Annotated in this window: 9 protein-coding genes; 4 read left to right on the top strand and 5 right to left on the bottom strand. The window is 58.2% G+C overall.

Annotation, left to right across the window (positions count from 1 at the left end; all coding sequences use genetic code 11):
* Window positions 1-114 precede the first annotated feature (114 nt).
* On the bottom strand, window positions 115-2,340 hold the full coding sequence (locus BLS87_RS21265; RefSeq protein ID WP_074755306.1) for an NADP-dependent isocitrate dehydrogenase: 2,226 nt from the start codon (window positions 2,338-2,340) through the stop codon (window positions 115-117).
* A 540-nt stretch (window positions 2,341-2,880) separates the two neighbouring features.
* Here BLS87_RS21265 and icd point away from each other — a divergent pair.
* Entirely contained in the window at window positions 2,881-4,137 is a 1,257-nt protein-coding gene (icd, locus tag BLS87_RS21260) for an NADP-dependent isocitrate dehydrogenase (RefSeq protein WP_074755304.1), read from the top strand.
* A 102-nt stretch (window positions 4,138-4,239) separates the two neighbouring features.
* Here the strand turns inward: icd and cspD are convergent, their stop codons facing one another.
* Window positions 4,240-4,506, bottom strand: coding sequence for a cold shock domain-containing protein CspD (gene cspD, locus BLS87_RS21255; protein WP_074755302.1), 267 nt, complete (start codon window positions 4,504-4,506; stop codon window positions 4,240-4,242).
* Between the two features lie 222 nt (window positions 4,507-4,728).
* On the opposite strand from cspD, the gene clpS reads away from it, so the two are divergent.
* Both clpS and clpA read left to right on the top strand, forming a co-directional pair.
* Window positions 4,729-5,091, top strand: coding sequence for an ATP-dependent Clp protease adapter ClpS (gene clpS, locus BLS87_RS21250; protein ID WP_074755300.1), 363 nt, complete (start codon window positions 4,729-4,731; stop codon window positions 5,089-5,091).
* 29 nt (window positions 5,092-5,120) lie between these two features.
* Entirely contained in the window at window positions 5,121-7,391 is a 2,271-nt protein-coding gene (gene clpA / locus BLS87_RS21245) for an ATP-dependent Clp protease ATP-binding subunit ClpA (RefSeq protein WP_074755298.1), read from the top strand.
* A gap of 220 nt (window positions 7,392-7,611) precedes the next feature.
* Here the strand turns inward: clpA and infA are convergent, their stop codons facing one another.
* The 3 genes from infA to aat all read right to left on the bottom strand — a co-directional run bounded on the left by infA (window position 7,612) and on the right by aat (window position 9,376).
* Entirely contained in the window at window positions 7,612-7,830 is a 219-nt protein-coding gene (gene infA / locus BLS87_RS21240) for a translation initiation factor IF-1 (protein ID WP_002553999.1), read from the bottom strand.
* Between the two features lie 101 nt (window positions 7,831-7,931).
* Window positions 7,932-8,639, bottom strand: coding sequence for an arginyltransferase (locus tag BLS87_RS21235; RefSeq protein ID WP_074755296.1), 708 nt, complete (start codon window positions 8,637-8,639; stop codon window positions 7,932-7,934).
* Window positions 8,640-8,686: 47 nt separating this feature from the next.
* Window positions 8,687-9,376, bottom strand: coding sequence for a leucyl/phenylalanyl-tRNA--protein transferase (gene aat, locus BLS87_RS21230; protein ID WP_074755294.1), 690 nt, complete (start codon window positions 9,374-9,376; stop codon window positions 8,687-8,689).
* Between the two features lie 453 nt (window positions 9,377-9,829).
* Here aat and ftsK point away from each other — a divergent pair, with 453 nt between their 5' ends.
* Complete coding sequence (ftsK, locus tag BLS87_RS21225; protein ID WP_074755292.1) at window positions 9,830-12,232, top strand: DNA translocase FtsK; 2,403 nt, start codon at window positions 9,830-9,832, stop codon at window positions 12,230-12,232.
* Window positions 12,233-12,282: the final 50 nt, after the last annotated feature.

The raw sequence follows: 12,282 nt of genomic DNA, 5'->3' as shown, positions 1-12,282 counted from the left end.
CCTCCGATTGCTCCTGCAGGGGATCGTGTGTACCCCAATAAACAAGAAAGCCCCGACACATGGCCGGGGCTTTCATTTTGCGTTCGGCGGGGTGAGCCGCCTATCCGGCAAACCTTACTTCAACGCGTTGATCGCGTCGTTCAGGGTTTTGCTCGGGCGCATGGCTTTGCTGGCCAGTTCTGGGGTGGCGAAGTAGTAACCGCCGATGTCCAGAGGTTTGCCCTGAACAGCGTTCAGCTCGTTAACGATGGTGGTTTCGTTATCGGTCAGGGTTTTGGCCAGCTCGGTGAACTTGGCTTGCAGGGCAGTATCTTCGGTCTGGGCCGCCAGAGCCTGAGCCCAGTAGGTGGCCAGGTAGAAGTGGCTGCCGCGGTTGTCGATACCGCCAACCTTGCGCGACGGCGACTTGTTGTTGTCCAGGAACTGGCCGGTGGCCTTGTCCAAGGCAGTGGCAAGTACCAGCGCTTTCGGGTTGTTGTAGACGTTACCCAAGTGCTCCAGCGAAGCCGCCAGTGCCAGGAATTCGCCCAGCGAGTCCCAGCGCAGGAAGTTCTCTTCGTTCAGCTGTTGAACGTGCTTCGGTGCCGAACCGCCAGCGCCGGTTTCGAACAGACCGCCGCCGTTCATCAGCGGAACGATCGACAGCATCTTGGCACTGGTGCCCAGTTCCATGATCGGGAACAGGTCGGTCAGGTAGTCACGCAGCACGTTGCCAGTCACCGAGATGGTGTCCTTGCCAGCGCGGATACGCTCCAGGGAAACCTTCATCGCGTCGACCGGCGACTTGATGCTGATGTCCAGGCCAGTGGTGTCGTGATCCTTCAGGTACTTCTCGACCTTCTTGATCATCACCGCGTCGTGAGCACGTTGCGGGTCCAGCCAGAAGATGGCCGGGGTGTTGCTCAGGCGCGAACGGTTCACGGCCAGCTTGACCCAGTCTTGAATCGGCGCGTCTTTGGTCTGGCACATGCGCCAGATGTCGCCGGCTTCAACGTTCTGTTCCATCAGAACCTGACCTTTGTCGTCGGTCACGCGGACCACGCCGTCAGTTTCAATCTGGAAAGTCTTGTTGTGCGAGCCGTACTCTTCGGCTTTCTGAGCCATCAGGCCGACGTTTGGCACGCTGCCCATGGTGGTCGGATCGAAGGCGCCGTGTTTCTTGCAGTCTTCGATGACAGCCTGGTAGATGGTGGCGTAGCAGCGATCCGGGATCACGGCCTTGGTGTCCTGCAGGACGCCGTCGTTGTTCCACATCTTGCCGGAATCACGAATCATCGCAGGCATCGAGGCGTCGACGATGACGTCGCTCGGCACGTGCAGGTTGGTGATGCCTTTGTCGGAGTTGACCATCGCCAGCGCAGGACGGGTCGCGTAAACGGCTTTGACGTCCGCTTCGATCTGCGCTTGCTGGTCGGCTGGCAGGTCCTTGATACGGGCGTACAGGTCGCCGATACCGTTGTGCAGGTTGAAGCCGATTTCCTTCAGGACTTCAGCGTGCTTGTTCAGCGCGTCCTGGTAGTACTCGGCGACGAACTCGCCGAACATGATCGGGTCGGAAACCTTCATCATGGTGGCTTTCAGGTGAACCGAGAACAGAACGCCCAGCTTCTTGGCGTCTTCGATTTCCTTGGCCACGAATGCGCGCAGGGCTTTTTTGCTCATGACGGCGCAGTCGATGATTTCACCGGCCAGCACCGACGTCTTGTCTTTCAGCACGGTGGTGCTGCCGTCTTTGCCGATCAGTTCGATCTTCACGGCGCCAGCGGTTTCGATCAGCGAGGATTTTTCGCTGCCGTAGAAGTCGCCGTTGTCCATGTGGGCAACGTGGGACTTGGAGTCTGCAGCCCAGGCGCCCATTTTGTGCGGGTGCTTGCGCGCGTAGTTCTTCACCGAGAGCGGTGCGCGGCGATCAGAGTTACCTTCACGCAGAACCGGGTTCACGGCGCTGCCTTTGACCTTGTCGTAGCCAGCACGGGCGGCCTTGTCGGCGTCGGTCACGACTTCGTCCGGATAGTTCGGGACGTTGTAGCCCTTGGCTTGCAGCTCCTTGATCGCGGCCTTCAGTTGCGGAACCGAGGCGCTGATGTTCGGCAGCTTGATGATGTTGGCTTCCGGCGTGGTCGCCAGTTCGCCCAGCTCTGCCAGATCGTCGGAAACCTTCTTGTCGCCCAGCTGCTCAGGGAAGCTGGCCAGGATGCGGGCTGCAAGAGAGATGTCGCGGGTTTCGACGGCGATATCAGCGGAGGCGGTGAACGCTTCGATGATAGGAAGGAGTGAGTAGGTGGCGAGGGCAGGCGCTTCGTCGGTGAAGGTATAGATGATCTTCGAGCGGTTGGACATTTTCGGGATAACTCTCTTCTTTGCTGAGCGTACACAAAATTTCGAGATGCGCAGGGTAGGCACTTTCGCCCAAAGTATCGATGAGCCGAAAGTCGAGAATTTCGTCGCGTGATGTGGGGTAGATCAGTCGAGCATCAAGCAGCTGGGCTGTGGTAACGGTCCAGCCTGTCGAGGGCTTTAAGATGGCTCGGCCCCCAATGACCCTATGGTCACCGGCGCGAGTATATCACCGGTCCCGGCCATTACTACGATAGTAGTGTGAACGCTTTGCGCTCCCGTGGAACGATTCAGCGCCGTTGGTCGCCACGTCAAAAACGGTGAAAAACCGGCAAACCCCCGTCTCATGCGGGCTGCGGCAACCTGTCGCAGGTTGCCGCGGGTTCTGTAGGGCAGATGAATAACGGGTCAGTTTTCGACTAAAGGAGCATTCGCTTCGAAGCCTGTTCAAGTGGTCTACGCTCGTGGAGCGCGCGCTTCCTGGCGCAACGCTCCAGAACCCGAACGCTCTATCACGCGATAACAAGAACAGGCGGAGTCAGCATGGGATACCAGAAGATCAAGGTGCCAGCGGTGGGCGAAAAAATCACGGTCAATGCCGATCACTCGCTCAACGTGCCAAACCATCCGATCATCCCGTACATCGAGGGCGACGGCATCGGCGTCGATATCAGCCCGGTCATGATCAAGGTGGTCGATGCGGCGGTGAACAAGGCTTACAACGGCGAGCGCAAGATTGCCTGGATGGAGGTCTACGCCGGAGAGAAGGCCACGCAAGTCTATGACCAGGACACCTGGCTGCCGCAGGAAACCCTGGATGCCGTGAAAGACTACGTGGTGTCGATCAAGGGGCCGCTGACCACGCCAGTCGGCGGCGGGATCCGCTCGCTCAACGTGGCGTTGCGCCAACAGCTTGACCTGTACGTGTGCCTGCGTCCGGTACGTTGGTTCGAAGGCGTGCCGAGCCCTGTGAAAAAGCCGGGCGACGTGGACATGACGATCTTTCGCGAGAACTCCGAAGATATTTATGCAGGAATCGAGTGGAAGGCCGGGTCGCCCGAGGCGATCAAGGTCATCAAGTTTCTCAAGGAAGAAATGGGCGTGACCAAGATCCGCTTCGATCAGGACTGTGGCATCGGCGTCAAACCCGTCTCAAAGGAGGGCACTCAGCGTCTGGCCCGAAAAGCCCTTCAGTATGTCGTGGATAACGATCGCGATTCGCTGACCATTGTCCACAAAGGCAACATCATGAAATTCACCGAAGGTGCCTTCAAGGAGTGGGCCTACGAGGTGGCGGGGAGCGAGTTCGGCGCAACGCTGCTGGACGGCGGCCCGTGGATGCAGTTCAAGAACCCGAAAACCGGCAAGAACGTGATCGTCAAGGACGCGATTGCCGACGCCATGCTCCAGCAGATCCTGCTGCGTCCGGCCGAATATGACGTGATTGCCACGCTCAACCTCAACGGGGACTACCTCTCGGATGCGCTGGCGGCAGAAGTGGGCGGCATCGGCATCGCGCCGGGCGCCAACCTGTCCGATACCGTGGCGATGTTCGAAGCCACCCACGGCACCGCGCCCAAATATGCCGGCAAGGATCAGGTGAACCCGGGTTCGTTAATCCTGTCTGCCGAAATGATGTTGCGGCACATGGGCTGGACCGAGGCGGCGGACCTGATCATCAAGGGCACCAACGGTGCGATTTCGGCGAAAACCGTAACCTACGACTTCGAGCGGTTGATGGACGGAGCCAAATTACTGTCTTCGTCGGCCTTCGGGGATGCGCTGATCTCTCATATGTAATGCCTGCACCCTGCCTCAGACGAAAAAAAGCCGGTCAGTCCAGAAGTGGAGCTAACCGGCTTTTCCTGTCTCGCGCTTGAACGGTCCGGCTCAGGCGTGATTTCAGCTGTGTTCGTGCTGCTTTTCGTGTGAGTGAGCTGCTTCTTTATTGGCGCTGGCGGTCGACGTTAGCCCACTGATCTTTACGGCGTGCAGACCTTTCGGCCCCTGGATGGTCTCAAATTGAACCGGCTGGCCGGCTTTGAGGGTTTTGTAGCCATCCATTTCAATCGCCGAGTAGTGAGCAAACAGGTCCTCGTTCTTGCCGTCTTCAACGATGAAGCCATACCCCTTGGCGTTATTAAACCACTTGACCTTACCGCTTAGCATAGTCACATCCCTCTGCAAAGGACTCCGATGGGAGTATCATCACCTCTCATCCGCCGGACCTAAAAAATTTTGGTTGACTGCGCGGACCCTTTTTACCCAATGTGGGTTCTATTGTTTGTAACACCGTTTAGCCGTTAGTCAAGGTCACGCAGCGGTCCAGTTGAAAACCTGTATGCCTGTGACTACTTATTTCAATTTCGTCCCCTACGAACCTTCTTTACCATGCATGCAATCAGCAAGATTCGACTAACATTCAATCAGGATGATCCGCAATCCCATGAGGACGACGCGGCGGGCATAGCCGTACAGGAAGCCAAGCCGACATTGCAGGTGCCACCGATGTACAAGGTGGTTTTGTTCAACGATGACTACACCCCGATGGATTTCGTGGTCGAAGTGCTCGAGGTGTTTTTCAACCTGAATCGTGAGCTGGCGACCAAAGTCATGCTGGCCGTCCATACAGAGGGACGGGCAGTGTGCGGATTGTTCACCCGCGACATCGCCGAGACCAAGGCCATGCAGGTGAACCAATACGCCAGGGAAAGCCAGCATCCGCTACTCTGTGAGATCGAGAAGGACGGTTAACGCCGGACACTTGGGTATGAGGTGAAGCTATGTTAAACCGTGAGCTCGAAGTCACCCTCAATTTGGCTTTCAAGGAGGCCCGTTCGAAGCGTCATGAGTTCATGACGGTCGAGCACCTTCTGCTGGCCCTATTGGACAATGAGGCTGCCGCCACTGTTCTGCGTGCCTGCGGCGCAAACCTCGACAAACTCAAACACGACCTTCAGGAGTTCATCGACTCCACCACGCCGCTGATCCCCGTGCATGATGAGGATCGCGAGACCCAGCCAACCCTGGGCTTCCAGCGCGTGCTCCAGCGTGCCGTGTTCCATGTGCAGAGTTCCGGTAAGCGTGAAGTCACCGGCGCAAACGTTCTGGTGGCCATTTTCAGTGAGCAGGAAAGTCAGGCTGTGTTCCTGCTGAAACAGCAGAGCGTTGCCCGTATTGATGTCGTCAACTATATCGCCCACGGTATCTCCAAGGTGCCAGGGCATGGCGAACACTCTGAAGGTGAGCAAGATATGCAGGATGATGAGGGCGGCGAGTCTTCTTCTTCGGGCAATCCTCTGGATGCCTATGCCAGCAACCTGAATGAACTGGCCCGTCAAGGCCGCATCGATCCGCTTGTAGGCCGTGAGCTGGAAGTCGAGCGTGTCGCTCAGATCCTCGCGCGCCGTCGTAAAAACAACCCGCTGCTCGTCGGTGAGGCCGGTGTGGGCAAGACCGCCATCGCCGAAGGTCTGGCCAAGCGTATCGTCGACAACCAGGTGCCTGACCTGCTGGCTAACAGCGTCGTCTATTCCCTGGACCTCGGTGCCTTGCTGGCAGGGACCAAATACCGGGGTGATTTCGAGAAACGCTTCAAGGCGTTGCTGGGTGAGCTGAAAAAACGTCCGCACGCGATCCTGTTCATCGACGAAATCCACACCATCATTGGTGCCGGTGCTGCGTCGGGTGGCGTGATGGATGCCTCCAACCTGCTCAAACCGTTGCTGTCTTCGGGTGATATCCGTTGCATCGGTTCGACCACGTTCCAGGAATTCCGCGGCATCTTCGAAAAAGACCGTGCACTGGCTCGCCGTTTCCAGAAAGTCGACGTGTCCGAGCCTTCGGTAGAAGACACCATCGGTATTCTGCGTGGCCTGAAAGGCCGCTTCGAGGCGCACCACAGCATCGAATACAGTGATGAAGCCCTGCGTGCCGCCGCTGAACTGGCGTCGCGCTACATCAATGACCGGCATATGCCGGACAAGGCCATCGACGTGATTGACGAGGCGGGTGCCTATCAGCGTCTGCAGCCGGCAGAGATGCGCGTGAAGCGCATCGAAGTGGCTCAGGTTGAAGACATCGTCGCGAAAATCGCGCGGATTCCGCCAAAACACGTCAACAGCTCCGACAAGGAACTGCTGCGTAACCTTGAGCGTGACCTCAAACTCACGGTCTTTGGTCAGGACGCGGCGATCGATTCTCTGTCGACTGCGATCAAGCTGTCCCGTGCGGGTCTGAAATCGCCAGACAAGCCGGTTGGTTCGTTCCTGTTCGCAGGCCCTACCGGTGTCGGTAAAACCGAGGCGGCTCGCCAGTTGGCGAAAGCGCTGGGTATCGAGCTGGTGCGTTTCGACATGTCCGAGTACATGGAGCGTCACACCGTTTCGCGTCTGATCGGTGCGCCGCCAGGCTATGTCGGCTTCGATCAGGGCGGTCTGTTGACCGAAGCCATCACCAAGCAGCCGCACTGTGTGCTGCTGCTCGATGAGATCGAGAAGGCGCACCCGGAAGTCTTCAACCTGCTCCTGCAGGTGATGGACCACGGCACCTTGACCGACAACAACGGCCGCAAAGCGGACTTCCGCAATGTGATCGTGATCATGACCACCAACGCCGGTGCTGAAACGGCAGCGCGTGCTTCGATCGGCTTCACCCATCAGGACCACTCGTCTGATGCGATGGAAGTCATCAAGAAGAGTTTCACGCCTGAATTCCGCAACCGCCTGGACACCATCATTCAGTTTGGTCGCCTCAGCCATGAGGTCATCAAAAGCGTGGTGGACAAGTTCCTTACCGAACTTCAGGCGCAACTGGAAGACAAGCGTGTGCTGCTTGAGGTGACCGATGCGGCCAGAAGCTATCTGGCGGAAGGCGGTTACGATGCTGCGATGGGCGCTCGCCCAATGGCGCGTCTGATCCAGGACAAGATCAAGCGTCCACTGGCCGAGGAGATTCTGTTCGGCGAGTTGTCCGAGCATGGCGGTGTGGTTCACATCGACTACAAGGACGGCGAGATCACGTTCGACTACGAAACCACGGCGGAAATGGCCTGACGTTTCACCGCGACACAGCAAAAAGGCGCCGATTGGCGCCTTTTTGTTGTCTGCGAAAAACCTGTAGGAGCGCGCTTGCCCGCGATGTCGTCGTATCAGTCACCGCATGTGTGTCAGCCAGTCGGTAATCGCGGGCAAGCGCGCTCCTGCAAAGGGTGTTGAGCTTACGTTGCGCCAACAAAAACGCCCGGCATGTGCCGGGCGTTTTTGTTAAGACCTGTTAGCGGGCGCGGTAAGTGATGCGCCCTTTGCTCAAGTCGTAGGGCGTCAGTTCAACGCGGACCTTATCGCCGGTAAGAATACGAATGTAGTTCTTGCGCATCTTGCCGGAGATGTGCGCGGTTACGACGTGCCCATTTTCCAACTCCACACGGAACATGGTGTTGGGCAGGGTGTCGACGACAGTGCCTTCCATTTCGAAGCTGTCTTCTTTCGACATGCAGTAAAGCCCTCGGTATCCAATGAATGGCCCGGTGCAAACGGCAGCCAGGCAAAAGCGGGCTGCATTGTGCCCGAAAAATGGGGGTTAAGCCAAGGGCTTCAGTAAAGAGTGACCCATCTTTGATTGGTCAGCAGCTCGATAGGGCGATATTGGGTCTTGTAATTCATCTTTTTGCAGTTCTTGATCCAGTAGCCCAGATACACCGCGTGCAGTTGCAGGCGAGCGGCTTCGGCAATTTGCCAGAGAATCGCGTAACGCCCCAGGCTACGTTTTTCTTCGGCGGGCTCGTAGAAGGTGTAAACCGCCGACAAGCCGTTGGGCAGCAGGTCCGTCACGGCGACGGCCAGCAATCGTCCTTCGACGCGAAACTCATAGAAACGCGAGAACGGGAGGTCGCGTACCAGAAAGGTCGAAAACTGATCGCGACTGGGCGGGAACATGTCGCCGTCGGCGTGGCGCTGCTCGATATAGCGTTGGTAAAGGTCGAAATATTCTTCGCTGAAGTGCGGCTTGGTGCTGGTGACTTCGATGTCGGCGTTTTTCTTGAAGATGCGTTTCTGCTGACGATCGGGCTCGAACAGACCGACGGGAATCCGTGCAGGCACGCACGCACTGCAATTCTGGCAGTGCGGGCGATAAAGATGATCGCCACTGCGGCGAAACCCCATGTCCGAAAGGTCGGCGTAGACCTGCACGTCCATCGGCTGGCTGGGATCGAGAAACAGCGTGGTGGCTTGTTCCTCGGGCAGGTAGCTGCAGGAGTGGGGTTGAGTGGCATAAAACTTAAGCCGCGCCAGCTCGGTCATGATCAACCCTCGAGAAAAACTTTAGTTAAGAGTGTATGCCAGCCGAATCAAACTCGCCTAGGTAGCCAGTCGGCGGAATTGCTCAGATCGAGGTGTTTGTTCAAGTAATCGGCAAAGGTCTGGCGCGCAATGGAGCGGGCACCCAGGCTTTGCAAGTGTTGCGTCGGCATCTGGCAGTCAATCAGCACGAACCCCCACTGCTTCAGATGTTCGACCAGTGTCGCGAATCCGACCTTGGAGGCGTTATCGGCGCGACTGAACATCGATTCGCCAAAAAACAGTTGGCCCATCGCCAAGCCATAAAGCCCGCCGATCAGTTCGCCGTTCTCCCAGACTTCTACGCTGTGGGCAAAACCGCGTGCGTGCAGCTCTATATAGGCAGCCTGCATGGAGCCAGTGATCCAGGTGCCGTCTGTGTAGTCTCGCGGCGCTGCGCAGGCGCGTATGACCCCCGCAAAATCCTGGTCGAAGGTCACCTGATACTTTTGCTGACGCAGCACTTTGGCCAGGCTGCGGGAAACGTGCAGTTCTTCAGGAAACAGAACCGTGCGCGGATCCGGCGACCACCAGAGGATCGGCTGCCCCTGCTGATACCAAGGGAAGCAGCCGTGGCGATAGGCCCGGATCAGCCGGTCGGCGGACAGGTCGCCACCTCCGGCCAGGAGCCCGTTTGGCTCGCGCATGGCCTTTTCCAGCGGCGGAAATTCAAGCGTGTCGCGTTGTAACCAGGTCAGCATGGCGTCAAGACTTTTGCGAGAGGGGAGGGGAGTGGTGAGCCGCCGTGCAACTACGGGCGGTGACTGCGGTCACACGCCGTTGACTGCAGCGACATCGTTGAATGTAAGGTGCATTGAGGGTCTTCAAGCGGAGCATGGCCTTTGGACAGTTGTGAAGATTGAGATAAACACGTCATAAGCCTTTGTCAGCTAAGAAAATGCATGCTCAAATCGCCCGTTGTCACCGGCGCTTGAAGATCTGCAAGGTCCACGCCAGACTAACGTGGCGTGCGGCGTGCAAATCCGTACAATGCCCGATGTTGTTTAACCTCATTTCAAGTCGCCTGTCGAGCGTGCCTTCAACGATGTTGTCGTCTCAAGGCTCTCAGGGATTGGTCAGTACTATTTCGTCGATGCAGTCGTTCATAGTCAACCACTAAGATGTTCGCGCTAGCGCGCAGGAATTGAAGCGTTTTGAAGAAATCCACCGCAGCACCCAGTCCCGTTCCGCTCTGGCGGCAGCATTTGCACTACCGACTCAAGGAAGGTGCGCTGATCGCATTCGGCTTTCTGTGCCTGTACCTGATGATGGCCTTGCTGACCTACGATCAAGGCGATCCGGGCTGGAGTCACACCAGCAGTTCCGTGCAGGTGCAGAATGCGGCCGGTCGCGCGGGCGCATTCGCCGCCGACATCCTGTTCATGGTGCTCGGCTACTTCGCCTATATCTTCCCGCTGTTGCTGGGCGTCAAGGCGTATCAGGTGTTCCGCCACCGCCATGAGCCGTGGCAGTGGAGCGGCTGGCTGTTTTCCTGGCGCCTGATCGGCCTCGTGTTTCTGGTGCTCGCAGGCGCGGCCCTGGCGCACATTCACTTCCATTCCGCTTCCGGGCTGCCCGGTTCTGCCGGTGGCGTATTGGGTGAAGTGCTCGGCGATCTGGCCAAGCGCGCGCTGAACGTGCAGGGCAGCACCTTGCTGTTCATCGCACTGTTCCTGTTCGGCCTGACCGTGTTCACCGATCTGTCGTGGTTCAAGGTCATGGACACCACGGGCAAGATCACGCTGGACCTCTTCGAGCTGTTCCAGAGCGCGATCAACCGTTGGTGGACAGCCCGTAACGAACGCAAGCAAATGGTTGCGCAACTGCGCGAAGTCGACATGCGCATCGATGAGGTTGTCGCGCCGGTGGCGCCCGATCGTCGTGAGCAGGCCAAGGCCAAAGAGCGGCTGATCGAGCGTGAGCAAGTGCTGACCGAACACATGGCGGCGCGCGAGAAACACATTCCCGCCGTTATTGCCCCTGCGCCGGTCCGTCCGCCAGAGCCGAGCAAGCGCGTCCAGAAAGAAAAACAGGTGCCGTTGTTCGTCGACAGCGCCGTGGAAGGCACCTTGCCGCCGATTTCGATTCTCGATCCGGCAGAAAAGAAACAGCTCAACTACTCGCCTGAATCTTTGGCTGCAGTGGGTCATCTGCTGGAAATCAAGCTCAAGGAGTTTGGTGTCGAAGTCTCCGTGGACTCGATTCACCCGGGTCCGGTGATCACTCGTTACGAAATCCAGCCGGCAGCGGGTGTGAAAGTCAGCCGCATTGCCAACCTGGCGAAAGACCTTGCGCGATCCCTGGCCGTGACCAGCGTTCGTGTGGTTGAGGTCATTCCCGGCAAGACCACCGTCGGTATCGAAATTCCCAACGAAGACCGCCAGATCGTGCGCTTCTCCGAGGTGCTGTCGACCCCGGAATACGACAACTTCAAATCGCCGGTCACCCTGGCGCTCGGTCATGACATCGGCGGCAAGCCGATCATCACCGACCTTGCGAAGATGCCTCACCTGCTGGTCGCCGGTACCACCGGTTCCGGTAAGTCGGTGGGTGTGAACGCGATGATCCTGTCGATTTTGTTCAAGTCGGGGCCGGAAGACGCCAAGCTGATCATGATCGACCCGAAAATGCTTGAGCTGTCGATCTACGAAGGTATCCCGCACCTGCTGTGCCCGGTGGTGACCGACATGAAAGACGCCGCCAATGCCCTGCGCTGGTCGGTGGCAGAAATGGAGCGCCGCTACAAGCTCATGGCGAAGATGGGCGTGCGGAACCTGTCCGGCTTCAACCACAAGGTCAAGGAAGCCGAGGATGCCGGTACGCCGCTGTCCGATCCGTTGTACCACCGCGAAAGCATTCACGACGAAGCGCCGCTGCTGACCAAGCTGCCGACCATCGTCGTGGTGGTCGACGAATTCGCCGACATGATGATGATCGTCGGCAAGAAGGTCGAAGAACTGATCGCACGTATCGCTCAGAAGGCGCGGGCGGCCGGTATTCACTTGATCCTCGCGACCCAGCGTCCTTCGGTGGACGTTATCACCGGTCTGATCAAGGCCAACATCCCGACCCGCATGGCGTTCCAGGTGTCGAGCAAGATCGACTCCCGGACGATCATCGACCAGGGCGGCGCCGAGCAGCTGTTGGGCCACGGTGACATGCTCTACATGCCGCCCGGCACCAGCCTGCCGATTCGGGTTCACGGCGCATTCGTGTCCGATGACGAGGTTCACCGCGTCGTCGAGGCGTGGAAACTGCGCGGCACCCCGCAATACAACGACGACATTCTGGCGGGCGTTGAGGAGGCGGGCAGTGGCTTTGACAGCGGCGGCGGTGGCGACGGCGATGACAGCGAAACCGACGCGCTGTATGACGAGGCGGTCAACTTCGTGCTGGAAAGCCGTCGTGCGTCGATTTCGGCCGTGCAGCGCAAGCTCAAGATTGGCTACAACCGCGCAGCGCGTATGATCGAAGCCATGGAAATGGCGGGCGTCGTGACCTCCATGAACACCAATGGCTCGCGGGAAGTGATTGCGCCAGCCCCTATGCGTGACTGACACTTTACGTCACGAGTGACTGGACGGCGCCACTATGGCGCCGTCCGGCT

Source organism: Pseudomonas abietaniphila, from assembly GCF_900100795.1.
Taxonomy (GTDB): Bacteria; Pseudomonadota; Gammaproteobacteria; order Pseudomonadales; family Pseudomonadaceae; genus Aquipseudomonas; species Aquipseudomonas abietaniphila.
This window is presented reverse-complemented; position numbering and strand designations above follow the sequence as displayed.